15 protein-coding genes are annotated in these 26522 nt (G+C 40.4%); 1 reads left to right on the forward strand and 14 read right to left on the reverse strand.

The features are described 5' to 3' along the window. Positions 1–19: 19 nt before the first annotated feature. Positions 20–892: a sugar phosphate isomerase/epimerase family protein gene (locus H4O18_RS06650; protein ID WP_187582673.1), complete on the forward strand. Its 873-nt coding sequence runs from the start codon at positions 20–22 to the stop codon at positions 890–892. A gap of 176 nt (positions 893–1068) precedes the next feature. Here the strand turns inward: H4O18_RS06650 and H4O18_RS06655 are convergent, their stop codons facing one another. The 14 genes from H4O18_RS06655 to H4O18_RS06715 form a co-directional block, all read right to left on the reverse strand. After that, on the reverse strand, positions 1069–1956 hold the full coding sequence (locus tag H4O18_RS06655) for a carbohydrate kinase family protein (protein WP_187582675.1): 888 nt from the start codon (positions 1954–1956) through the stop codon (positions 1069–1071). A 78-nt stretch (positions 1957–2034) separates the two neighbouring features. Further along, a complete protein-coding gene (locus H4O18_RS06660; protein WP_187582677.1) occupies positions 2035–3777 on the reverse strand; it encodes a RagB/SusD family nutrient uptake outer membrane protein in 1743 nt (580 codons plus the stop codon). A 12-nt stretch (positions 3778–3789) separates the two neighbouring features. Further along, positions 3790–6942: a SusC/RagA family TonB-linked outer membrane protein gene (locus tag H4O18_RS06665; RefSeq protein ID WP_187582679.1), complete on the reverse strand. Its 3153-nt coding sequence runs from the start codon at positions 6940–6942 to the stop codon at positions 3790–3792. 13 nt (positions 6943–6955) lie between these two features. After that, the gene (locus H4O18_RS06670) at positions 6956–8581 is read right to left on the reverse strand and encodes a glycoside hydrolase family 32 protein (protein WP_187582681.1); all 1626 of its coding nucleotides are present in this window, start codon (positions 8579–8581) and stop codon (positions 6956–6958) included. 29 nt (positions 8582–8610) lie between these two features. Next, positions 8611–9972, reverse strand: a complete 1362-nt coding sequence (locus H4O18_RS06675) for a sugar porter family MFS transporter (protein WP_187582683.1) — start codon at positions 9970–9972, stop codon at positions 8611–8613. A gap of 231 nt (positions 9973–10203) precedes the next feature. Further along, positions 10204–12948: a substrate-binding domain-containing protein gene (locus tag H4O18_RS06680; protein WP_187582685.1), complete on the reverse strand. Its 2745-nt coding sequence runs from the start codon at positions 12946–12948 to the stop codon at positions 10204–10206. A gap of 45 nt (positions 12949–12993) precedes the next feature. Further along, a complete protein-coding gene (locus H4O18_RS22350; protein WP_281387284.1) occupies positions 12994–13119 on the reverse strand; it encodes a hypothetical protein in 126 nt (41 codons plus the stop codon). 38 nt (positions 13120–13157) lie between these two features. Beyond that, positions 13158–15230 carry a sulfatase-like hydrolase/transferase gene (locus H4O18_RS06685; RefSeq protein ID WP_187582687.1) on the reverse strand — a complete coding sequence of 691 codons (2073 nt, stop codon included), beginning with the start codon at positions 15228–15230 and terminating at the stop codon, positions 13158–13160. A 72-nt stretch (positions 15231–15302) separates the two neighbouring features. Next, positions 15303–17219 (reverse strand): right-handed parallel beta-helix repeat-containing protein, encoded by a 1917-nt coding sequence (locus H4O18_RS06690; protein ID WP_246474065.1) that lies wholly within the window; start codon positions 17217–17219, stop codon positions 15303–15305. 211 nt (positions 17220–17430) lie between these two features. Next, complete coding sequence (locus tag H4O18_RS06695; protein ID WP_187582689.1) at positions 17431–18897, reverse strand: sulfatase family protein; 1467 nt, start codon at positions 18895–18897, stop codon at positions 17431–17433. A 171-nt stretch (positions 18898–19068) separates the two neighbouring features. Then, positions 19069–20595 (reverse strand): sulfatase family protein, encoded by a 1527-nt coding sequence (locus H4O18_RS06700; RefSeq protein WP_187582691.1) that lies wholly within the window; start codon positions 20593–20595, stop codon positions 19069–19071. A gap of 48 nt (positions 20596–20643) precedes the next feature. Beyond that, the gene (locus H4O18_RS06705) at positions 20644–22206 is read right to left on the reverse strand and encodes a sulfatase family protein (RefSeq protein WP_187582693.1); all 1563 of its coding nucleotides are present in this window, start codon (positions 22204–22206) and stop codon (positions 20644–20646) included. 102 nt (positions 22207–22308) lie between these two features. Next, the gene (locus tag H4O18_RS06710; RefSeq protein ID WP_187582695.1) at positions 22309–24834 is read right to left on the reverse strand and encodes an alkaline phosphatase D family protein; all 2526 of its coding nucleotides are present in this window, start codon (positions 24832–24834) and stop codon (positions 22309–22311) included. 13 nt (positions 24835–24847) lie between these two features. After that, positions 24848–26518, reverse strand: a complete 1671-nt coding sequence (locus tag H4O18_RS06715) for a RagB/SusD family nutrient uptake outer membrane protein (protein WP_187582697.1) — start codon at positions 26516–26518, stop codon at positions 24848–24850. Positions 26519–26522 lie beyond the last annotated feature (4 nt).

Raw genomic sequence — 26522 nt, forward strand, 5'->3', positions numbered from 1 at the left:
ACTCTAAAAAAAAGTAATCATGAGCACTACCATAACGAGAAGGGAAGTTTTAAAATCCTCAGTCGGAATATTCGGCTTAAGTCTTTTGGGGGCCTACGAAGCTTTTGCCATGGACAATGACCGGCGATTTAAGATTGGGGCCTGCGATTGGTCCATTCAAAGAATGTCGGAGGTTGAGGCCATTAAGGTTGGCAAAAATATTGGATTGGATGGTGTTCAGATCAGTTTGGGAAATCTAGACAATGATATGCATCTAAGACAGGAAAGGATTCAACAACAATATAAGAATGCCTGCTCGGAATATGGTATGACCATAGGAGGTATCGCCATAGGAGAAATGAACAACATCCCTTATAAATCGGACCCCAGAGCAGAGCAATGGGTTTCGGACAGTATAGATGTTGCCAAAAAGATGGGAGTTGGAGTGGTATTATTGGCTTTCTTTCACAATGGAGACCTTAAGAATGATATAAAAGGTACAAAAGAAACTATCCGCAGGTTAAAAAAAGTAAGCAAAAAAGCCGAAGACAATGGGATTATTCTAGGTATAGAATCTTGGTTGAGCGCCGAAGAACATTTGGAAATCATAAATGCCGTTGGTTCGCCAAACGTACAAGTGTATTACGACGTGGCCAATTCGAACAAAATGGGTTACAATATTTATGACGAAATCCGGTGGCTGGGTAAAAAGCATATCTGTGAATTCCACGCCAAGGAGAACGGGTATTTATTAGGGCAAGGCAGAATAGATTTTGAAGAGGTAAAAAAAGCGATAAATGATATAGACTATGAAGGATGGATACAGATAGAAGGTGCTGTTCCCGAAAATGCGGAAATGTTCGACAGTTATGTTCTGAACAATAAATATATTCGGTCCGTTTTTAAAACATAGACTTTTATTCTAAGATTATATTAAAATCAACTTTTTACTATTCCGAATATAGCGTCCAAAACACCTACCTGCTATGGCACTATAGACAAAGAAATAGTAGCAGTGCTGAGAATCAAATAATGATATTGTCAGTTAGATTTTTCCAGTGACCCTTTATTTGGGAGAAAACAAAAACTTTAAGGATTCATAAACTTGTTTATTCTTTGCTTGGTAAAAATTGGGTTGGCGCCTTCACTTTTCGCTACCATAGCTCCTACGGCGCAACCAAAATCGATAGCCGCTTGTGGTCCTTCCCCATTAAACAATTTATAAATTACGGAAGCCAAAAATGAATCTCCCGAGCCCACCGTATCAAGAACCTTAATCCTATAGCCACTATTATAATAAAAGATATTTTGGTGATACAATACAGCACCATAAGCCCCTTTGGTGACACAAATGGTTTCTGTTTGGGTCTGTTGGGCTACAAATACTATAGTCTGCTCCATAGAGTTGTATTTGGAACCTAGGTATTCCGCTACCTCGTACAATTCGTCATCATTGAATTTCACAAAATTAGCGTGCTGCATTAATTCCAGGATCAATTTCTTGGTATAATGCGGTGCTCTTAAATTAACGTCAAACACCTTGTATTTAGCAATTTCCAATAATTGTTTCAAGGTGGTACTAGATGTATTATCCCTACAGGCAAGACTACCATATATAAAAATATCCGTTTCTTTAAGCTGATTTTCGTAGATATTTATCGGCAAAATTTTATCCCAAGCAACTGGATAGGCAATATCGTAGGATGCCACTCCCTTATCGTTTAAGACAACGTTTACCTGCCCAGTCCCATAATTGGAACTCACTTGTATCCCATCGGTATTGACGCCGCAACTATTTAGATATTTAATTATTTTTTTTCCATCCACATCATCGCCAACACTACTAATCGTACTAACGTCTACACCATAAGACTGTAGGCGCAAAGAAACATTCAAGGGAGCTCCCCCAATCTTTGAGTGTGTTGGGAAATTATCGAATAAAACCTCTCCGAAACAAATCACTTTTAATTTTTTCATAATCAAACTTTAAATAAAAGGCACGAAGAAACCACTCTCCGTGCCTAAAAAACTAACTCAAACTAACGCGGTCTTAAATTAATATCCAGGGTTTTGCTTATAAAGTCCTCCTGTAAAATCTATTTCACGTTGTGGAATTGGATAGTACTCATCCCTTCCTGCCGTAAAAACTGCACTGGATAAGAAATCCCTTTTTGTTTTTTCCTCGGTCAAATAGGCGTTCAACACTTCTGCTGCCTCACCCCATCTTACCAAATCAAAGAATCGAGGACCTTCCATCCCAAATTCCAATCTCCTCTCGAATTTTAAAGCTTTCCACGCGTAGTCTTTATCAGTAAAGGTCGTGTACTCCTGAATATTGTAAATATCGATTGCACCTGCATCAATCTGACGTTGTGTGCTAACGGCAGCACGAGCCCTAACCTGATTGATCAGCGGTAAAGCTTCATCCCAACGATCCAATTGTATCAAGGCCTCTGCCTTGAACAGCAAAATATCCGCGTACCTTATAAAATCAACATTCTTTGAAGTACCGACAAACGGTCCTTCCTTTACATAACAAGAGCAATCCGGCGCTTGTTGTTCCTTCATATTTCCGAAATAACCATAAACCCCTGGATCTCTGGCCCAACTAAAGTTATAAACCATATCACCCGTAGCATTAACTGTATTCCTATATTTAAAAGGTCTTCCTGGAACTCCCACGGTATGATCCAACCTAGGATCCACCGTTAATCCCACAGCTGGTGTTACGGTTCCATCTTCATTGACCGTAGTGAATATATCCGTATCATTAAAACTATCCAATAAAGGCAATCCAGCTGCATCGGTCTTAAATGCGTTGACCATATTTTGACTGGCCAAATGAAACCCACAACACCCGTATAGTGCAGATCCATGAGGAGAATTAAGTCCCGTTACAAAACTTACCCTACTTACCTTGGTACCATCGTTAATAGAAAATTGGGCAGCCCAAATTGATTCAGGACCGTTATCGAAACCGTCCAAAAAGTTGTTTCCGTAATCCCCTTCCAAACTAGCAGTTACCTCGTCAGCGTAATCAATAACCTCTTGAAGTCGGGCCGGATTGATAGCAGTGACCTGATGCTGGTCATTCTGTTCGTACGCCTGGAAGAGCCTAAGTTTGGCCATATAGGCCGCAGCTGCATTTCTATCTGCCCTGCCAACCTCATCTTGTGATTGGGGAAGATTGTTGTAAGCAAAAATAAAATCCTCCGCAATTGTATTCCACAATTCATCGTTGGGCACATCATTTGTGACAGCAGCAGTTTCCTCTTGGGTCAGCCCTTCTTTGATGTAAGGAATTTTTTTAAACAAAAGTTTCATCATAAAGTGGGAATGTGCCCTCAAAAATCTAAGTTCCGCCTGTCTCAAAGTCTTATTTGGATATTCCGCGTCAGGTATGTCGTTAATTACGGTCAACGCAAAATTAGCTCTAGAAATGGCCTTGTAATAATTGGTCCAAGTTCTCGGGGCCATCCAATCCCCAAAATCTGGAATTGTTAGATTGTATTGCTCATAGCGGTCAATTACATCCACATCGCCACGGCCTCCACCACCTTTATAAGCATCATCCGAACGTACACTGCCATACACCCATTGATGGGTCAAGGGTCCGATCATTTCATCATTGGCAATCCCCGCGTAGGCAGCTACTACCAAGGCTTCGGCATTATCAGCCGTCGCCACATTATCATTGGACAGAACTCCCTCCGGTTCATAATCCAAAAAGTCCTTGTCACAGGAGGCTAGGAAAAACGAAACCAGCACTCCCATTATAAATATTATATTTCTTTTCATGATTTTCATTTTTTAAAAGTTCAAATTAAGTCCCAATGATAGCACTGTAGGAACGGGAATATTGGCAACAGTTGTACGCTCCGGATCCGATCCGATATAATCTTTTGGAGTAAACCAAAATAGATTCTCACCTTGAAAATAGACCCTTAATCCAGTCATTCCCCAAAATTTACTGATCATCTCCTCAGGTAAAGAATACCCTATTTGTAGATTTCTAATTTTGAAATAAGAATTCTTCCTAAATAAATAATCTGAAGTTCTTAGATCATTGAAAGCCAAAGACAAGGATGGAATATCGGTATTGGTATTGGTTGGAGTCCAGGCATTAAGAACACCTAGTCCGGCATTCTCTCTTCCTTGCGTAAAATTGTTCCATAATATGTAAGGATCCTGACCAATTCTTCCAGCTACTCCAGATCCAAAAACGGAAAAATCAAAGTTCTTATACCCAAGATCAACTCGGATACCATACTCTAGGTCTGGCAATGTATTCCCTATAAAATCACGGTCATCGGAATCTATTACATTATCCCCGTTAAGATCCTGGAATTTTATCCCTCCGGACCTTGAACCAACTTGAGTTGGACTAGCATCGATATCTGCCTGACTTTGGAACAAGCCATCAGTTTTATAGCCAAAAATTGAAAATTGAGACTGACCTAAAATGGAATTGGCAGCGGTTCCAGGAAAGCCTGCCCTAACCTCTTCCGGAAGAAAGGTAATCTCATCCTTAAATGCTCCAAAATTTGTAGATATCCCCATCGTAAAACCACTATCCCAAGTTTTGGAATAGGCTACGGATAGTTCCCATCCTTTGGTCTGTGTCGTAGCTCCATTCAATACCCGTTGTTGCCCTTCACCAATAACCGAGGCAATAGGCGGTGTGATCAAGATATCACTGGTTTTTCTGGTAAAGTAATCGAACGTACCTACTACAGCATTATTAAAAAGACCAAAATCCACACCATAATTAAATTCTTTGGTTGTTTCCCACTTCAATGCCGGGTTTGCCGCTTGAATGGAAACAAAACCTGATGGTAAGGTTCCCCCATTATTGCCACCTAGATCATAAGCTGTTCCAACATTGTAATATTGGTTGAAAAAATCAGGAATAAATTGATCTTGGTTTGGACCATATCTGGATTCGTATAGGCCAAATCTTGCGAGGTCACCGATAGACTGGTTACCCACTTCGCCATATCCTGCCCGAAATTTTAAATCTGACACTACACCTTCATCATTGAAAAAATCCTCCCTACTAATTCTCCAACCCAAAGTTGCCGCAGGAAAAACACCATACCTATTTTCATCACCAAATCGTGACGAGCCATCCCTACGTACTGTAACGGAAGCCAAATACCTATCTGCAAATGCGTAGTTTAATTTTCCAAATTGGGACAATAGGCTACTTCCACTGGAGCGCCCAGTATTGGTTCTAGCTCCGGTTGAGGCATCCAAAACGAAATACGATTCTGTTTCTACCGCAAAACCATCGGCAATAGCGGTAACTGAATCAAAATCATTTTTAATGGATTCTGCTCCCAACAAGAGACCAAAGCGATGATCTCCCAGTTCCTTAGTATAATTCAATGTATTGGTAAAGACAACGCTGGTAAATTTATTTGTGTCCAAAATCAACCTATTGTTGCTTCTGTTAACAAATCCATTGGTTACCTTGGGCTCAATATCCTTACGTTTGTAGTCACCATAATCGAGACCAATACTAGTCCTGAAGGTTAAATTGTCCATGATTTGAAGTTCGGCAAATACATTTCCAAAAATATTGGTCCTTTCCGTATTGTCCCACCTATTTAAATATTGCATCAAAACAGGATTGTTACGATCAGAATAACCAGCACCCAATGGCCCACCATAATTACCGTTATTATCGAATAAAGGTATGGTCGGCGCCATACTTATTGCTAATCCGGGAGTTGGGGCACTACCAATATCGGTAGAGGCCAAAGTTTCATCCGAGGTAGTAAAAGCGGTATTTACACCAATCTTCAATTTGTCATTGAATAATTTAAAATTGGAATTTAATTTCCCAGAAAATCTTTCGTAACCTGTATGTTTTAAAATACCAGTATTCTTAAGATGTCCTAAATTAATGAGATGAAAGGACTTGTCCGTTCCTCCAGAAATAGAAACTTCGTTATTGTAAACATAACCAGTTTCATAGGATTCTTCCTGCCAATCAGTATCGCCAGCCGGCACATTGGTATCACCGCCAACATAAGGCTGAAGCGTTACACCGTTGAGCACAGGATTATTAAAATCACCGTTCCAATCAAAATTATAGATTTCACCATAACCTCCTGTTGGATCTGCGCCATCATTAACGGAAGCCCTCCACAAAGCCTCTCCGCGTTGTATGGAGTTCAACATATCATACCGTTGTTTTTTCTCTGACTGTACGGATAGGTTGGAATTGACACTAACCCTATATTTTTCATCCCCTCCTGCTTTGGTGCTGTTCTTCGTGGTAACTATAATGACACCATTACCTGCCCTAGAACCGTAAATGGAAGAGGCGGATGCATCTTTCAATACTTGAACAGATTCTATTGAACTTGGGTTAAGGCCTGAAAAGACTTCTTGCCGAACTGTTGGTACCCCGTCAATTACATATAGTGGATCATTATTTCCCAATGTTGTTACCCCTCGAATTAAAATTCGGCTACTGGTACCGTTCGGGTTTCCTGATTTTTCAACAAAGAGTCCTGGGACCCTTCCTTGCAAAGCCTGCATGGCATTACCTGAACTTAAACTTTGACCTTCAACAGGACCAAGTTCCACAACGGTAATAGCTCCAGTTAAATCGGCCTTTCTTTCCGTGGTATACCCGGTTAAAACTACCTCGTCCAACATTTGCGCATCTGGCTGTAATACAATGGTGAAGGTTGTCTGTCCATTTACCGGAATCTCCATTGTTAAAAAACCAACATAACTTACCGAAAGTGTCGCATCAGTAGGCACATCACCAAGTGTAAAATTACCGTCAAAATCTGTCGTTGTACCATTGGTAGTACCCGCCACTACAACTGAGGCACCTGGCAATGGCATCCCATCATCCTGGGAGGTCACCGTACCTTGTATTTGTTCTTGGGCCATTAGCCCCAAGGGAACAAACATCATTAGTAATAAAAAAAGTTTTAGTTTCATAATTGAGTTGTATTTAGTTAATATTAAGTTCATTTACTTCTAATAAATCAAGATTAAAGTCTTGATTGACCGTCTCTATTGAAAGCGTCTCGAACGGTGCATTGGGAAAGAAGATTTCCGTCATTACCGTAGACCCTTCATCAAAAAATAATTCTATGGATGTCTTATCCAAAAGGATAGTCCCGGACAGCATCGTACTGCCGGAGATTCGTTTCGCAATACTATTCTTATTCGAGAACGTATCGGAAAATCCTGTTTTACCTGATTTATTGCGATCGATGAAAAAAGTATCATCGATGCCGTTGTATCCAAAGGACAATTCGTCCCCTTGCTTGTTGGAAAGCTTAAAAGTGAAACTATCTTTTTTTATATCTGAAATATTGAAGTTAATGGCTGCCCGAGAAAAATTTATCTTTTCTGAATTGATGAGTGCCAATTCCCCATTCACTGCAATATTTTCTTTCTTATACTTTACACCTTTATAGGCGTCAATTTCATCAACTGGCTTAAAAGCCAACCTATAGGAATCTGCATCCTTAAGCAATTTTATTTCCCTTGCTACGGTCATGGCACTACGCCAGGTTTCGGTAGGTACTTCGTTGGCATATTCCCAATTCGACATCCAACCCATATAAAATTTCCCGCCGTTCTTGGAGGTGACATTGGAAAAAGTAACCCCGGCATAATTGTCCTTCCCAAAATCGATCCAAAAGTTCTGACCCTTGTTTAGGACTGTTTCAAAATCCCTATCCATGGTAAATTTTGTCCCATCAAAGTCCCCAATAAAATATTGTGTAGCACTACCCCCATTTGGACCCCCAGGATTTACACTTACATAGAGGACCCATTTGGTTTCATCAGTACCCTCTACAGGAATAGGAAAAAGATCTGGACATTCCCAAACACCACCATGTGTTCCAATCTCCCTATTCAAATCCATACCGAAATCCGACAACAGCTCCCAGCTTTTAAGATCCTTTGAACCATAGAACATCACTTTGTCCTGGGCAGCCAGGACCATAACCCATTTCTTATGCTCCTCGTTCCAGGATACTTTAGGATCCCTAAAGTCCCTTATTCCTGGATTTTTTATGACCGGGTTTCCTGAATATTTGGTCCAAGTAAGCCCTTCATCCAAGGAATATGCAATGGCCTGTGACTCAACATCGATTCCCTTGGCCTTTTCAATTTCCATATTATGATATGTAAACATGGCAATTATCGGCACTTGTCCCCCTGTCCCAAAGCCAGATGTATTTTGCAGATCCACCACTGCACTTCCAGAAAAAATATATCCCAGATCATCCGGATATAATGCAATGGGCTGCTCCTTCCATTCTACCATATCGGTGCTTATAGCATGCCCCCAATGCATGGGACCCCATTTATTACCGTCTGGATAATGTTGAAAATACAAATGATAATATCCGTTGTAATGGAACATCCCATTGGGATCGTTCATCCATCCAACCTTAGGTGTAAAATGGTAATTTGGACGATACAATTCCTCTTCGGCATCCACAGAACTTTCCTGCTGGACAATAATGTCCGTGTTCTCTTTCTGCCCTTGTTCCTTGCATGCGTAAACTATGCACAGACCTGCAATGACAACAACTAATTTTAATCTATGTTTTTTCATACTTTCAAAAAATTGGGTTTAAATTTTATCTATTTATTCTTTTTAACTACCTCTACCTTCTTAGTATTTCCGCCATTGGACTTACTCAAGGATTTACTTAAAGCTTCCAAGGAAACCCCCTTCGTTTCTGGCATAATGAAAGCCACAAAGAGCAATTGTAAAAACATCATAAAAGCAAAGAAGGCAAATACTGTTCCTGCTCCAATAGAGGAAAACAAGACCGGAATCAAGGAAGGGATTACTGCCGCCAAGACCCAGTGGACCGAACTTCCAAAGGATTGTCCCGAACCTCTTAAATGATTTGGGAAAATTTCAGATATAAACACCCAGATTACGGTACCCTGGCCTACGGCATGCGCGGCAATGAACAGGAACAGGAATATTGCTACAGACATTCCTTCCCATTCAAGAAAAAAAGCACAGGACACCAAGGTCAGTGATACGATATACCCGATGGACCCTAGGTACATTAATTGTTTTCGACCAAGCCTATCGATCAGAAAAATACCCAAGAGGGTAAAAAGCAGGTTAGTGACCCCAATTCCAATACTGCTCAATAAGGCAGTACTTTCTCCCAGACCGGCCTCTTCCAAAATTCTAGGGGCATAGTATAGAAAGGCATTAATACCGGAAGCCTGATTAAAAAAGGCCATACAAAAGGCAAGAATTAATGGGAAGCGGTACTTCTTTATAAAAATATTTTCACCTGGTACCTTGTTTTCATTTTCCTGATTTATTTCCAACATCAATTTTTCTACATCCTGACCTGGATTTATTACTTTTAGTACATTTAGCGCTTCTTCGGTACGAAGCTTGGTCAGAAGCCACCTTGGACTCTGTGGAACAGTCATGACAAACAGGGTATATATTACTGCGGGAATGGCCTCTACCCCAACCATCCATCGCCAGGCATTTTCACCTATACCACTTAACAGGTAATTGGAAAAAAAGGCTACCAATATTCCAAAGACGATATTAAATTGGTACAAGCCTACTAATTTACCCCTATCCTTGGCCGGGGCTATTTCAGAAATATATGCAGGAGCTGCTATAGTGGATGCGCCCACTCCCAATCCACCTAAAAATCTAAAGAAGGCAAAAGTAATAGGGTCGTTTGAGAATGCAGAACCCAATGCGGATACGGTATAAAAAATCCCAATCCAGAACAGCGTTTTCTTTCTCCCCAACCTATTGGTAGGTATTCCGCCCAATAATGCTCCAACAACTGTTCCCCACAAAGCCATGGCCATTACTATAGTACCATGGAATACATCGGAAGAACCCCATAGCAACTGTAATTTTTTGTCCGCTCCGGAAATCACCACCGTGTCAAAACCAAATAGAAATCCCGCCAAAGCTGCAGTAATAGACCAAACCAATATTTTCTTCATATCGCAATTATTAAATATGAAGACTATATTATTACAATTTATTTGGCAATTATTTAGTCAATGTTACAATCTATTGTGATTTCGTTAACATTTTTTAAAATAAACACAAAACTCTGATAACCAATATGTTAACAAATTTATTTTAACAAAGAAGGATTGAACTAGTTATACTGATGTAACACAAAAGTTTAAAATTGATACATGGAATTAAGGTAATAAGCTTAAATTACCTTAAAGTGATTTTTTATAGGCCCCTGGAGTAACACCGTATTTACTTTTAAAGGCTGTAGAAAAGTAATTTGGGGAGGAAAATCCTGTACTATACCCTATTTCCGACATGGAAAGATCTGTGTTTTCTAGCATAGTTTTTGCATTTTCCAATCTATAATTGGAAATATAATCGCTGACGCTTATTCCCAACATTGCCTTTACCTTTCTATACAATTGAACCCTAGAAATATTCAACCCATCGGCTAAATTTTCAACGGAAAAATTAGCATTATCCAGGTTCACCTTTATTTGTTGGTTTAGTTCCCGTACAAATAATTGTTCAGGGCTCCCAAACGCTTGCCCCTGTTCAATTTTATGAATGTTATTGGTATAATAATACCTTAACTTTTCCCTATTGTAAAGGAGCGACTTTATAGATTGCGTTAAGATGGAATAGCTAAATGGCTTTGTCAAATAAAGATCGGCTCCGCTTTTAAGGCCTTGTAGAAAAGAATCCCTATTGCCCAGTGCTGTTAATATTATAACTGGAATATGCGATGTTCGCAAATCGTTCTTCAAGATTTCACAAATTTCAAATCCATTTTTATCGGGCAAGTTTATATCACATATGATAACATCAGGAATATTCTCAAATGCCAATTCTATACCATCGGTACCATCGGATAATATCATATCATACTCGACACCTAGTTTATTCTTTAGGAAAAAACTTAAATCCCGATTGTCCTCTATTAAAAGAATGGAATAGCTATCATCCCTAATTTTGGTATCCAGTTCCAAAAAGTTATCATCCGAGGTAATATCCCCGGAAAAATCACTGAGCGTTGTATCCGCCAAATCTGGGTCAATTACAATTTGATCTTCATTAAAATGGGTATTTCCTTTAAATAGGGTGATAATAAATTCTGTTCCGTGATAGGATTTAACTTCAATTTTACCAAGATGAAGTTCCACAAATTGTTTACTAAGATGTAAACCTACCCCTGAACTATTTTTCCTATTATTGGAACCCTTAAAAAATGGAGTGAATACATTTTTTAATTCGTTTTCCGGAATTCCTATTCCGTTGTCCTTAAAGTGAATATCAACAGTACTTTCGTCTAAATTATCGTTAATTTCAATATCGATTCTTCCATTATCAGGAGTAAATTTAAAGGCATTGGACAATAGGTTAAAATAGACTTTATCCATTAAATTTCGGTCGATAAACAAGTCCAAATCTTCATTATTTGTGGTAATATTGAATTTGATTCCCCTCTTTTTTGCCTCCCCTATAAATTCTTTAAATATATTGTTGGAGAACCTAAAAATATTTGTTTCTGAAGCCCTAACATTGAAATTTTGGTCCTCCACTTTTCTAAAATCCAATAAATTATTGATCAGCCTAAGTAAGCGATTGGAGTTGTTCTGAATCAATTCCACCTCAAATCCAGTTTTATAGCCCTTTTGTTTGTCCCATTCCCGTAGCGATTCTATAGAACTCATAATTAGCGTGATAGGAGTTTTAAACTCATGGGATAACCCTGTAAAAAAGTTCAATTTGGCCTCATTACTTTCCTTTACTTCATTGGCTATTTTCTCGATTTGATTTCTTTGTACAGTAATCTTTTTATTGATCAACTCCAGCTGTCTATTTTTCTTGGATATAGCTATTTTGGAATATATGCTATAAACAGCTAGGCCAAATATTATTACCGAAAATATAATAATGATTTTCAGAATATTATTTTGTGAATAGTAGAGTTGTTCTTGTCTTTTAATGGCGGAAATCTGAGATTCAATGAGACCTTGCTGCTCATTTATTTTACTGAATTGATTCTGCATTATATCAGCATTAAACTGATCAATAACAGTGGTACTCAGAATATTATTTGTAGGCACCACCTCAGCGTTTAAAATTTTCAAGGCGATCTTAATTGCTTCAGCACCACCTGTAGGATACAATATCGTCGCATTTAGAACCCCATCTTTTACTAATTGTATGCCTCCGTTAGGTCCATTAAGTCCGTCAACACCAATGATTTTTATTTGGCCTTCCATGCCCAAATTCCTAGCTATTTCCCAGGCACCCTTGGCCATTCTGTCGTTATGGGCAAAAATATAATCTACCGGTCCGGTTCTTGACAATAATTCTCGTAAACTTTCCGTGATGGATTCCTTCTCCCAATCCCCTTCTATGGTTCCAGCAAATTTTATTTTGGGAAATTTATCCAAAATCTGATGAAAGCCTAGGCTCCTTTCGTCAGCAGGGGAAGATCCAGCTAGACCCCTTATTTCAATAACCCTTAATGAATCCTGAACATTGGAAACAATGATTTTTGCAGCATTACGGCCAACTTCAATATTGTCTGCACCTACATATGCCGTGTATTTTTGATTGTCCGTTTTCCTATCCACTACCAGTACCGGAATCCCGGCATTCATTGCCTCTTCCACAATGGGAGTAATGGGTTTGGATTGAATAGGGGAAACAATAATAATATCAACAGTGTCCGATATGAATTCCTTTAACTGTGCTATTTGCTGTTGAACATTGTAGTTTGCGTTAGAAATGCTCAAAGTAACATTGGAATACAAAGAGGCTTGTACTTCCATGGCATTATTCATAGATTGCCTCCATTCGTCATTTAACATGGCCTGCGAGAAACCTATCCGAACTTCCTCTTTTTCAGTTTGTTTTGCACACGAGAAAAAAAGAAAAATCAGAAATAACAACAATAAAAAGTTGATTCTTTTGGGACTCATAAAAATTGAGTTTATCACGTAAACTTAGGAAGTTATAAAACTCCATTAGCAACTTACGAAAAATACCCATTCAATTCCCTGAAATTCACGCCAAATAATATTAGGCCGATATTGCACAACCAAGGAAAAGGCAAACAACAATAGGGCGAACAACACTAATCTATTTTTCATAGGTAATGACTTTTTGGTTGTTTATTGCCTATCTTATTTTACTTGGTGAAAAAAGCATTTTCCGGGACTTTGGTTCTCGAAAAAGATGGACCTTCCCAGCTTAATTCCAATGAGCTGGCACTCTTAGGGTTTCTGCCACAGTAAATCTTAATGGGGTGATAACCTGCTTCAAGGGTAATGCTCCCTTCTCTTATTGTGCCAGCTTCATATCCATAATCGGCATCAATAACACTTGCCCCATGAATTTTTAAAAAGCTCTTAGTTTCGGACTTCATAGAGAAAGTATATTCCCCATCCACTGGAATATTAATATATCCCTCAAAAAGTAACAACTCACCTTTATTCAACTTTATTCCTCCTGGATCAAGGGAAGTAACCTTACCCATTGCAGTAGCCGGCAACAAATTTAATTGCGGTAACCAAGGAGCCGAATTTTGATAGGCCGTCCAACTAAGGCCGTTGATTAGCCCGTCCACGGAACTTGCGGTAATGGCCGCATTGTCATATGGTCTTTGGGCGGCAGCATCAGGCATACGCACCTGCAGTACCCGTTCTTTAAAAGTTTGTTGCAACTCCTTCATATAATCATTACCCGCCAAATTATTAGCCTGTTGGGTATCGCTAATAACATTGTATATTTCAAAATCATCATCGGCATTTTTAATATCATATCGGAGTCCGACCAGGTCCCCAATCCGCATCATCTGCATTTCCTTCCTCAATCTACCGCGATTATTCGGTGCAAATTCGTCATAATTTGGAGTGTGCTGACCTTGGGTATATTCCACATAAATAAGACTCTGTTGTTGGTCACCTTGTCCGGTCAATGATGGCAACAAGGAAACCCCGTCGGAATTTACGGGAGCTGGAGTACCCGCAGCAGCAGTGAACGTTGGCAACCAGTCATAGGATATAGAAGGCGATTTAACCACGTGTCCAGCCTTAATTTGTGCCGGCCATTTGGCAATAGTAGGCAACCGCTCTCCCCCTTCCAAGACATCCCTTTTAATTCCATCAAACGGACCAAAACTGTTGAAGAAATTTGCTTCATAGGGCTCATTGTCCAGGTATGATTCAATGGAGGGCCCATTGTCAGAACTAAATACGACCAAAGTGTTTTGATCGATATTAAGATCGGATAATAGCTTTAAAATATCACCTACCTGATCATCGATTCTTCGAGTAGTCGTGGCATATCGCTTATAGACATTAGGCCAGGCCACTTCGGGCGTAGTTTCATTGTTATCATGATCATAGGTAGCGTCGCTATAATCTGGATGTACCCAGGAATCTATGGTTCCCGAAGCAGTGTTTATCATTTGACCAGGCTTCCCTGTCCATTGTAAGCCACCATTTAAACCTCCCCCATCGGGATAGGCCTGGGTGGGCAATTCCAAAACGGCATGTGGAGTATCAAAGGCCAAATACATAAAGAAGGGTTGTTTTCCCCCTTTACCTTTTGTTTGTTCTACAATCCATTTTTTGGCCACGGCGGTCCATAGGTCACCAGTATAACACTTGTCCAGATCCTTACTTACTTCTGTTTTATTTTCATAGACTTCCTTTGCTCCCCTATAAAGGCCTTCCTTGGGATAATGCTCGTGGCCGTCCCTGTGCCACATATAGCCGTAATAGTAGTCGAACCCACGATCAATGGGGTGAGCAGGCCAACTATCTCCACCCTCGGACCATTTATTGGAACCCATTAGTCCCCATTTTCCAATGGCGGCAGTGGTATAGCCCAATTTCTGAAGTACGTTGCCCATAGTGTGGTTATCCGCCAAGGCCTTGTCGAACTGATTATTCCTAACATTGGCGTGTCCTTGACTTAAACCGGACAATAAGGAAGCCCTCGAAGGTGCACAAACCGGTGCAGCGGCATAGTGATGGGGCAACAAAGCGCCCTCAGAGGCCATTTTATCCAGATTGGGTGTCAAGACCCAAGGTTCACTACGGTCGTTGATCTTCTGTCTTTGATTTTGAAAAAATACCCCCACATCGCCATATCCCAAATCATCGGTAAGGACAAATATAATGTTTGGTTTTTGATCATTGCCCATAGTCCCTGCCTCTTGGGCATAAGCTATTTTTACGCCTAATCCCATTATCATTAAAACAACAATTGGTAACAAGTAGCGATTTCCTATTTTAAAGTATGACATTGTCTATAAATTATTTGGTTGTTATTTAAATTTAAGGCTGGGAAGCAATTCGTCTTTCATTAGTATTTGTTTTGCCTTGCCCATATATTTGTTTTTCTTGAACACGATATTTTTTGATGCATTTACCGTAATGGCGGGATTATCGGGGTACAGTATAGGGAAGCTGCCAGAATTGGTTATCGTATTCCCTTGAAACAACAATCCATCAACATTTGAAATCTCCAAAATAAGATTGTCGAATTGATGAAACTTATTATTAGTTATTTCAATATTTTTAAAGGCAATATTGTGGTTTTCATCATCCGTAACAAACCGAATTACCCCCCTATTAAATCCGCTATGCTGATTATCCTGAAAAGTATTGTTTCTAATTATTAAGTTAGCCGCATTACCAGATTCAAACCAATGACTGCTTTCCACAGGAATAAGAATAGCTTCCATTTCCGTACTAAAATAATTATTTTCAATAATTGTTTTCTTTGGATTGGAAATTAGAAGTCCCCTAGCCCGATTACGGCTAATATTACAATTTTGCACCAATAGTTCTGGATAGCCCTCTACATTTTCAATTAAATCGCCAACCTTTAGCCCCGCTGGTAGGTCTTCGTTAAAGCTTATTATCTGGTACCTACCGTTTATATATTCTGTACTTTTTAGGGTAAGATAATCATACGGAAAAAAGGAAGTCGCCAATCTCACCAGTCCAATAGTATCGTTGGCACGCCCTATAGTAAATCCTTGTTGCTGGGCATGTCCCATACGGACACCGATGCTTTTTTTGCCAATAATGTCCATCACTTCCTGATAAGTACCATGAACATTTGTTGCATCGTCCAACTGATTGTTAAACGTGCAATTTTTTAGTACCACTTTGCCCCTACAACCAACAAAATGGGTTGCATCGGCTGTGGTAGAGACCATTCTTCCCTGGGAAGGAGTAACATTAAAGCTGTCCAAAATGAGGTCTGATGAATTCTCTGCAATCAATCCCATTCCTCCTGCATGATGAACATTCACATTTTTTGCATTAAAGCCTTCTGTTCCTGTAATCCGAAAGGCAGGTGCCAGACGGTTTAGACTCTGATCGCCCTTGCAGACCAAAACCATTCCTACGGGGGGCAATTTCTGTTTGTGGTTAAAGACACGTACCGTACCCGGCTTAACTTCCTCGACCTTTAAATTATCCTCTTTTCCACGTACTTTCTCCACCTTGGAACGGGGGTCGGTCTTATACTTATACTTTATTTTATCAAGATTGTGCTGAAAAGTAGAGTTCCGTGTGGCGGTAATTGGAGTATAAACTTCGGCATTAAAGGCGATGGCATTCCGGGTGGGATCAAAAAGAATAGACTGTCCCAAGTTATGCTCGTAATACTCCTTGACAAAAATTAACTGTCCATTCCTAATCTCATAAGGATACTCCTTTGAAAGCTCCATGTCAAAAGAATTGTTCTTCTCGTCATTGGCCACTATTAATCCCTCACTATGGAAAGGCTCTGCCCAGTCGACAATAACATTCGTAATGGTAATATTTTTTGAATCCTCAATTAGAAAAGGAATCATTCTCCCGTGAAAGATAAAAGTAGAACCTTGGCCATTAATGGTCAAGTCCGCCATCCCAAATATTGGCATGGCAGTCTTCGCCAACACATCGTCATGATTGGAAATACGGGTAAATTTTTCGAATGCCTTGTCCGGATAGAAATGATAGGTTCCCTTTTCAAATTTAATTTCAGAGATAGGATATTTCTTTGCCTGACGAATTCTGGCCAAAACAGCTGGGGTAGCGTCCTCGGCTATTTCAGTTGTAAACACTACATTTTCCGAAAGTAGCCCCTCCGATTGTGAAAAACCAGACCCACACAAAAGGGAAATGACAAGTAGCATCACAATTTTATAATTTTTTGGACTTCTATTTAATAGTTGAAATTTTCTCATTTCCTTAAAACCTTTGTTTCTCCTTAATTTCTGTTTCTTTTATAATGCACTATTCAGTAATGTTCCCTAAGGCTTAACTAACAATCTAATTATTGCCTTTGTGCTCAGGTTAAATAGTCATAAGCCTTTGCCAGTGCACTTCTAGGAAAAAGATTAAGACTACATGTGAGAAGCTTATAGTTATTAATTGCGATTTGAACTTATTGTTACTCTATAAATTTACCCCTGTGCCCTGGAGAGAGTTATCATGATCCCAAGTAATTAGCCAGGGATCACGGGTTTTAATTTGAAAGGCTTTCATTTTTTTTATCATTTCATCCATTACTTCCTTATAATTGGGGTCGTTGGCCAGGTTCACTATTTCATCGGGATCTTTTTCCAAATTGAATAATTCAAATTCAGGGCGAAACAGGTAATCTTGTACCTTTCTTTTACCGAAATACTCTTTTTTGTTTCTATATACCTCCTGCCATGTAGAAGCCGCCCATAAGTCCGATGCAAAGGGATATTCCGACCGCCATGCTATGTTCCTTATAAGCTTGTAATTTTTGTCTCGCACCACGCGCATGGGGTAATACATGGTGATTTCATGAAAGGTGTGGGAGGCGTATATTTCATCCCAGCCTTCAGGTTCCTTAGCATTCAATACATCTTGAAAAGAACGCCCATGAAACGAGTATCCTTTTGTTTCCACTTGCGCCATGTCCAAAATGGTAGGCGTAAGGTCTACCCAAGAAATCATAGCATCCGAAGTGGTATTCTTTAATTTAGAAAAAGGGTCCTTAATAATACAGGGCAGTTTCATCCCTGGCTCATATAAGGTGGTTTTGGCACCAGGAAATGCCATGCCATTATCAGATATATAAATAACTATAGTGTTGTCTGCCTTGCCCGACTCCTGAAGCATCTGCATCAACCTACCAAAACCCTGATCTATTCTGGAAACACTTTGGTAGTATTGGGCAATTTCTTCCCTACTTTCATTAGTATCCGGCAAAAAATCCGGAACCACAACCTCAGTCGGATCGTAAACAATAGTCTCTACCCCTGGATAGCCTTCCAACTTGTTCCCAAAACTGTTTGGGGCATCCCATTGTTCGGGATCTGTAGAATTTGCCCTATGCGGATCATCCGTACAGAAATACAAAAAAAATGGTTTGTCGGATGTCAAAACATCTTTGCATTCTTCTGCCATGGCCACGGTACTTCTAGGGTCGGCCTTCAACTCTTGTTCAAAATGGTACACGGATTCCGGAGCCACGTGATATTTTCCTATCCTAGCCGTGGTATACCCTTCTTTTTCAAGCAGCACGGGCAGAGATTTTACGATGTCATAGGTGCTAAAATGATGATAGTCGTGTACATGACCATAAGAACCGGTGGCATGGCCATAGAGCCCGGTAAGAATTACCGATCTACTGGCAGCACAACTAGCAGTGGTACAATAGGCGTTATTGAAACGTACACCTTCAGAGGCCAATTTATCCAGATTCGGGGTTTTTATCACCTTATTCCCGTATGCCCCGAGGGCATCCGTTCCATGGTCATCAGCAACAAAGAGTATTATATTGGGCCTCTCTACCTGCTTCTGTAAAGCTATCTGTGTTTCCTTTTTTTCACTACAGCCTGTCAACATTAAACCCAAATAAGCGGAAATAATAATTAGCCTATAATTCATAAATTATCGTTTTAAATAGAATAAACAAGAGTCATAATTTCTTCCGCTCGCTATCCGGTTGTAAATCAAAACCACATTGGGTTCTTGCAATAGTAGGTTCTGACCTAATTCAGGGAGAACCAGCAGTATTGGTGCGAATAGGGACAAAACAATATCTTTCAATGTGCTAAATTATTCATCCTGCTTCACATAATTCAAAGGAGATATACGCTCCCCTGTTTTATAATCCAACCGCTTTCCGTAGTAGATATAATTATCAAAAATATCGCCATTGCCTAAGGTTCGTGGGTCTCCCTGAGCCATAAGCTCTGTTTCCATTTGAGTGCGAAGTGTTTTTATTTGCACAGCATATTCGGGAAGATCGGCTAAATTATTGATACAATGTGGATCTTCTTGAATGTTATAGAGCTCATGCTCCGGCCTTTTATCAAAATTCATTTCAAAAAAGAAGTATTCCTTATCCCCTGGTTTTAAATCTGTAAGATAAGTTTTGGTTGGGGATCCATCGCAGTTTAAAAACCCGTATTCAGGATTTCCAACAGGCCATCTTTTTGGTTTTATATTATGAACGTAGAGTAACGAATCATTCCGAATGGCACGGACCGGGTAGGACAAATCTGTCCCGTCCTGATCGGAACGACCAACATCATGACGTTCCTTGCCCAATAATACATGGTCACGGGCTTGGTCTATTTGCCCAGATTTTGGAGAGAACAACTGTTTTATAAGACTTCCTCCTGTCATTTGCCGATGTGGTTTAGCCCCCACTACCGCCATAAATGTTGGTGCCAAATCGGAAAAACTCACAAAATCGTTCACGGTACGACCAGGGTAGATTTTACCCTTCCAATAAACGATCAATGGAATATGAAAGCCTTCCTCATATATTTGTCCTTTTACCCTAGGGAATGGCATCCCATGATCTGAGGTAACCACTATCATTGTATTTTCCAACAAACCTTTTTCCCTCAATATTTGTATGGCCTTACCCACTTGGGTATCGTACCATTCCACCTCATTGGCATAATCCAATAGGTCTCCACGAACTATGTCGTTATCCGGATAAAAGGGGGGCACAACTGCTTCTTTCAATTCGCGCCCTGCCTTTTTCCAAGAATCCAGTTCATAGGCCCTATGGGGCTCCTTGGCCCCCAACCAAAAACAGAAAGGTTTTTCCTCTCCCTTTTCGTTCAAAAATGCACCAAAGTTGGCGGCATAATCTATATTACTTATACTCTCATACGGGGGTGTTATTTTTATACTGTTGTATTCCGGTCCGGCCGGATTATCGGCAGTATCATACACCCCGGGACCCCATCCTTTACCAGAAAAACCTACATTATACCCCTCATTTGCCAATAATTCCGGATAGGTCTTAAACTCTGAAGGAAAACGGCCATTGTGATCCGCCGCCTCCTTGAGTTGCCAACTGTATTTTCCTGTAAGAATACAGGCCCGTGCCGGGGAACATTTTGGATTGCCGTTATACGCATTATTAAAAACAACCCCTTCTTTAGCCAGGCCGTCAATAGTTGGAGTGTTCACAAAAGTATCCCCATATGCTCCAAAACTCTTCATGGATGCATCATCTGCAATGCAAAACAGGATATTGGGCCTTTCCTTACTTTTTTGAGCGTTCGCTATTAGAGTTAGAAACAAGCATCCGATTAACAAGGTATGTAAGGCAGATTTTTTCATATATCAAGATTCAATTCTCTCTTCTTGGTTATGTGTAATTAACACACCTTATTTGAGTTCCAAGTCTTGGATTCCGTCATTTGAATTGCCTCTAATTTTCTCAAAGTCAGCAATTAATTCCTGAAGTTTTTCAGGATTGGATTTAGCCAGATTTTCCTTTTGACTAGGATCGTTTTCCAGATTATATAATTGATACTCTTCTGCATTACCCAACTCAATTTTCACCATTTTGTTTATCGCTGGTCCTTTATATGGAGGAATCATAGCCCAATTACCTTTTCTAAAGGCTGTTCTGGAGGTTGCTTCCAATACCAACTCTTCCCTTCCGTCCTTTGATTTACCCATAAATGCATCCAAAAGATTCTCACTATCCTCACCTGTCTTATCACTTCCCACCAAGGCGGCCATAGAAGTAAGCAAGTCTAACTGGCATACTAAGGCATCAGATTTACCTGGTGCAATTGTACCTTTCCAATAGGTAATAAATGGAACTCTTGTACCTGCATCGAACAAACTATATTTACCTCCTCTTAAAATTCCTGCAGGGGTATGATTGCCCAATTTTTCTTCGGAGTCGTCATAATAACCATCGTTGACTACTGGGCCGTTATCACTTGAAAAGACAATTAATGTATTCTCAAGGATTCCCTCATTCTCCAAGGTTTTCATGAACTCCCCTATCATCCAATCGGCCTCCAAAATAACATCCCCTCTTGGACCCATTCCAGATTTTCCGGCAAAACGCGGGTGCGGTGTACGTGGTACATGTGGCTGTTGCAAGGCATAGTACAAAAAGAAAGGTTTGTTTTTATGCTCTTTTACATACTGTTGGGCTTTGGCCAGAAAATGGTCCGCCATATCAACATCGCTCCATTTAGCAGACTCCCCACCCTTCATAAAGCCAATTCTTGGAACTCCATTCACTATACTGTTGTTATGACCGTGATGCCATTTCATAGTAGTCAGTTCGGGATTGTCCAATCCCGTGGGTTCCCCTTCAAAATTTTTCTCGTAGCTCACTTCAATGGGGTCATTGGGATCCAATCCGTCTACGTGACCGTCGGCAATATACACCGTTGGCACCCTATCCTGGGTTGCAGCAAGAATATAGGAATAATCAAAACCAACTTCATTGGGGCCAGGTGACACCCTTTCATTCCAATTCACATTTCCGCTACCAAGTCCCAAATGCCATTTACCCACAATACCGGTGGCATAACCTTCTCCCTGCAACATTTTGGGCACTGTCATTTGTGCCGTATCAATTATCAAAGGAGCTGTTCCTGGTAATATTTTGGCATCTTTGTTGCGCCATGGATACCTACCTGTTAATATGGCATACCTACTTGGCGTACAAGTAGCTGAGGAGGCATAACCATTGGTAAATTGTACACCGCCCGTTGCCAATGCATCCATATTAGGGGTACTGATCTCCGTTGCCCCATAGGCACTCATATCGCCATACCCAAGATCATCCATATAAATAAATACAATATTGGGCTTTTTCGCACTTTCATCAGTAGCGACTACTTTCTCTTCCTTGGATTTACATCCTGCCAAAAGCAACACAATAATGGCAGTCTGGAACAAATTCCTTTTAATAATTTTCATTTTTCTATTTAGTTAATTTTAATGATTTTGGCTTTAGAAGCTAGTAAGGTACAACCCATATATTTTTGATATGCACCTTTCCTCATATTTTATTCAATTGCCCTAGACCTCCATAACCTCCTTTGGGTCGGTACTTATTGCAACCGATTTAATGACTTTTTCATTTTGTCCTTCCCCTATGATCAAGGTATATTTGGCCAAAGAGTATACTTCTGGCACTAATTCCTTTCCTTTGATCCTCAACGATTTTACCATTTCATTGGTCTCTTCATTAATAATCTTAACAACTTGGTTAGATTCCTTAAAATGCAATCTAGGCAGGTAGCCCAAGGCCCTTCTGCCATCGTTGTCATCTTGGGCTATGGTCAATGGCCATCCCGGGTAGGTATTGTCTTCGGAATCCACATCAAGGTCTGCCAAAAATCGAATTGCTTCCATTTTTATAGTCCTAGCCGAGGTATCAAAAGTAACTATCCCAAAACCGGATGCCTTTTTCTGTGCTTTCAAATATCTGTTTTTCTCTAGGTCAAAATCATCGGTCGGATTCCCAACGGCATAGATATAATTAGTGTTCCCAAATCCATCTCGATAGCTACCTGTATTAGGCAGCCCATGTGCTGGTCTATCCGTAAAAGGTACATTGACAGAATCTGGTTGTCCCCATCTTGGGTAACCCGTTGAAATTGCCGGGGTACAGAAGGTCCAGCCCCCATCCCTTACTTCATCAACACTATATTGTACCATAAAAGGCAAATGTTGATCTCCGTTGATATGAAAAACAGAAGCTTTTCTAATGGTCCGTATTACCTCATCCCTTTTGGATTTGGGCCAACCTCCCGAGTCCAAATCGCCAAATAAGAATTGCTTTTTGGGACCATGATGGGTACCTACATTGGAAAATAAAGTCTGACTTAACAGCACCTTCATATCCGCTCCTTGCCAATCACCGACCCAGCCATTCAAAAACTCCATTTGACGATTTCCAAAGAAATCCAGGTCATTTGAATCAAGTTCTTCCGGTTTGGCCGGGGCGGTAAGATGATCTATCCTACCTTCCCCACTCCTAAGCATCTCTGGACCGGATTTAAATAATCTATCACTCACAATAGCGAAACTAACCTTCCCGTAAACCATTTGGGTAAACCAATTTGTAATGCCTGATGGTAAAGGTGATGGGTCATATGGATCTGGAAGGTGACCACATTGGGTGCGAAAAACCACATTGACCATATTGGGTGTCTGCACAAGTCCGCCATGGGCATCCCTTACCTTTTCCCAAGCTTCAAAAGAAATGCCTTCACCTCCTTCTCCCCAAAGATTACCTTGATAAACATCGTGGTCATCGGGCGTGCAGATTGTAGGCCGGTCGCGCATAATATTTCCAAAAGCCCAACCGAACATATACCATTTTCCCAAATAGTTTAGAATTGCACTGTCTTCTGGCTGTCTTTTTATAGGATACCCTCCATTGCCCTCGTACAACTGATCCCCCGAAAAATAAAGCATATCCGGGTTGGATTTTTCAAGATTCTCCACCAAGGGACGATATGGATATCCTGCCCATTCCTGACAGGTTAAACCACCAAATCGCAATGGCCGGTCATTTGGCTCTTGTCTTATAGCGCCTTTATAATAATGCTTTTCCTTGTCAATGGAATAGACCAAACGATAAGGTGTATCTTGGGCTGAATCCCAATTTTCTATTGAAAAAATAGTACTATATGATACAGGATCAATTTCGCCCTTTTCTTCCTTGACCCATTTACCCTTCTTAAAAAATTGAAGCTCCACCTTTTGTGAATCTCTGTTGCCTACCGGAGGTAGTTGTGCCGTTAATTTAAGTTTCCCTTTTGAAAGTGTGTACATGGCCCAAAGGATAGGCCCAAAACTGTTATCGGGAACATATTCAACCTTAGTACCATCAAGGGCAATTGACCGAGACCAAAAGGTACTCCCCTCCTTTTCGTTCATGTTCTGTTCCAAAGCCACCAGGCCTTCGATTTCTCCGGTGTGGCGATATGACAATTCCGCTTTACGATCATCCTTGTCCACAACGATCAAGGTACATTCGTAATCGCCATTTTTTGATGACACCCCCAATTCCAGAGTAAAATCGCTAAAATCAAAATTTTCCGGAAGCTTAGCTTCTTTGTCGGCTACAAATAATTTGCCTTCCAAGGAAATGCCTGTAGACAATCCTTCACCAAAATAACAGGCCGCTTTTACACTCTTTGGGTCGGTAGCATCCTTTATTCCGATAGAAAAACCAACGCTCCCTTTGTCATTGTTATTTTTTAACAGCCCAATTCTACTTTTAATGCACAAATCTCCCTTATCCTTTTTAAGCACATAAGTCAATAGATGAAGACGGGCATTCCGCATAGTCCCTTTAAACTCCAGTCTATTATTTCCAATTTCCCAATCTTCCATGGGAATACTCCAAAAATCCTTTCCAATCCAAACCCTCTCATTTAAATTTTCAAAATTAAAGGCAATGGATTTTCCAGAACTACTATTTAGCTCATTATCCAACACACCACTTTGGGAGAATATATTGGAGAAAGGGTTGGCAATTATTGGAATTGCCAACCCTACTTTTTGAATAAAATTTCTTCTCTTTAAAACCATTTTAGCAATAGGATTAATTTCCCAACTTTGGATTTACATTGATCTCCGATTCTGGAATCGGCCATACATCGTCTACACCTTCCCGGAAATTCTTGGTGGTAACATACCACCTAGACTCTGGATCAATTTTTTTGGATGTGGTTGGATATAAGGTGGAGTTTGGGAATGGTGCACCCCAGAAATCTCCCACTAACACCTCATCACCAATTCCCCATCTAAAGATATCCCACAAACGTTGCCCTTCCAAAGCCAACTCAATTCTTCGCTCGTTTCTTAATAATGGTCTAAGAGCATCCGCATTGGTTTCCGTAATAGCCGGCAACCCTACAGACTCCCTACCCCTAACGGCATTGATGGTTTCATCCAACAATTGCTGTGTAATGGCATTACCCGCTTCGAGTTCGGCCTCCAAATAACTCAACAATACTTCGGCATATCTGATAATAGGGATATTGCCACCATAATCGGACCTTAGATTACCGCTAAAGGATTCATCAAAGAATTTTCTTAAACCATATCCTGTTCTGGTAGCCTGCTTGGAATAGGTCAATTGATCTACCGATCCAGTTGAATCCGGATTACAATCATAGGTCCGGCCAGCAAACGTAGCACCATCCCATATAAAATTATACCTGAATCTAGGATCTCTGTTTGCCCCCATATCGCTATAGTCAAATCTCGGGTCATCATAGGACAAAGGAGTACCGTCATCAAAGCCATAAGCATCCGCCAAGCTGCCCAATGGGTTTACAATATGCCAACCTGAGGCAACTGCAGGATAGGCGTGCTGGGGCAACGCATTACCTGCCTGACCCCCGAAATATTGGGAACTAAAAATGTTTTCACTGCTATTTTCATTGGAAGGAATAAAAAGTGAGCTATAATCTGGATCAATAATATTATCGCCCATATCTATAATCTGTTTGTATGCTACAGAAGCTTCAGGAAATCTCTTCTCCCCGAGATACAATCTCCCTAAAAAAGCCAATGCTGCTTGTTTACTGGCCCTACCAGCCTCCCCTGCTTTCAATTCGCCAAATGCCGGAAGTGCAGCTGCAGCAGCCTTAAGCTCATTCTCTACAAAGGTCACCAATTCCGTTTTCGAGGCCTTATCCACGTTATTGGCCTCATCAGGTGTTAAGGTAGCCGTAACTAATGGAGCACTGCCCCAAAACTGTGATAGATAAAAATACTGTGTAGCCCTTAGAAACTGTACTTCGGCCTTCATTCTATCAATTTTAGCCTGTTCCATATCTACTTTTTCAATATTTTCCAGAAAATCATTGCAAATGGCGATACGCTTATAAGACCCTTGCCAATATCCATTAACAACGTTGTTATTTGGTAGCAAAGTACCATTTGTCAATCGGTTCTGGGTGGAATTATCACCTCTTCGATCATAGGCGTTATCCGTAGCAAATTCCATAAACACAATGCCACAATAGGTCCACCAATCCGAAGGCACAACCTGTGTACTATATTCCACGGCCCCTCTATATGCTCCCGTCAGCGCAATGTTGGCATTGGACTCCGAAGTCCAGAAATTATCGGCTGCAAAGGCGTTACTGGGAAATTGTTCCAATTCCTTATCGCAGGAAATTACTGTTCCCAAGGAGACAATTCCTAATAGAAGTAATCCCAGAACCCTTGATTTAGATGAATGTTTGTTATATATTTTGATCATGATC

The organism is Arenibacter arenosicollis (assembly GCF_014397245.1).
GTDB lineage: Bacteria > Bacteroidota > Bacteroidia > Flavobacteriales > Flavobacteriaceae > Arenibacter > Arenibacter arenosicollis.

Bases quoted from the DNA above. Each gene is read 5' to 3' on its own strand.
- H4O18_RS06650 (WP_187582673.1), top strand. From the start codon at position 20: ATGAGCACTACCATAACGAGAAGGGAAGTTTTAAAATCCTCAGTCGGA.
- H4O18_RS06655 (WP_187582675.1), bottom strand. From the start codon at position 1,956: ATGAAAAAATTAAAAGTGATTTGTTTCGGAGAGGTTTTATTCGATAAT.
- H4O18_RS06660 (WP_187582677.1), bottom strand. From the start codon at position 3,777: ATGAAAAGAAATATAATATTTATAATGGGAGTGCTGGTTTCGTTTTTC.
- H4O18_RS06665 (WP_187582679.1), bottom strand. From the start codon at position 6,942: ATGAAACTAAAACTTTTTTTATTACTAATGATGTTTGTTCCCTTGGGG.
- H4O18_RS06670 (WP_187582681.1), bottom strand. From the start codon at position 8,581: ATGAAAAAACATAGATTAAAATTAGTTGTTGTCATTGCAGGTCTGTGC.
- H4O18_RS06675 (WP_187582683.1), bottom strand. From the start codon at position 9,972: ATGAAGAAAATATTGGTTTGGTCTATTACTGCAGCTTTGGCGGGATTT.
- H4O18_RS06680 (WP_187582685.1), bottom strand. From the start codon at position 12,948: ATGAGTCCCAAAAGAATCAACTTTTTATTGTTGTTATTTCTGATTTTT.
- H4O18_RS22350 (WP_281387284.1), bottom strand. From the start codon at position 13,119: ATGAAAAATAGATTAGTGTTGTTCGCCCTATTGTTGTTTGCCTTTTCC.
- H4O18_RS06685 (WP_187582687.1), bottom strand. From the start codon at position 15,230: ATGATAATGGGATTAGGCGTAAAAATAGCTTATGCCCAAGAGGCAGGG.
- H4O18_RS06690 (WP_246474065.1), bottom strand. From the start codon at position 17,219: ATGAGAAAATTTCAACTATTAAATAGAAGTCCAAAAAATTATAAAATT.
- H4O18_RS06695 (WP_187582689.1), bottom strand. From the start codon at position 18,897: ATGAATTATAGGCTAATTATTATTTCCGCTTATTTGGGTTTAATGTTG.
- H4O18_RS06700 (WP_187582691.1), bottom strand. From the start codon at position 20,595: ATGAAAAAATCTGCCTTACATACCTTGTTAATCGGATGCTTGTTTCTA.
- H4O18_RS06705 (WP_187582693.1), bottom strand. From the start codon at position 22,206: ATGAAAATTATTAAAAGGAATTTGTTCCAGACTGCCATTATTGTGTTG.
- H4O18_RS06710 (WP_187582695.1), bottom strand. From the start codon at position 24,834: ATGGTTTTAAAGAGAAGAAATTTTATTCAAAAAGTAGGGTTGGCAATT.
- H4O18_RS06715 (WP_187582697.1), bottom strand. From the start codon at position 26,518: ATGATCAAAATATATAACAAACATTCATCTAAATCAAGGGTTCTGGGA.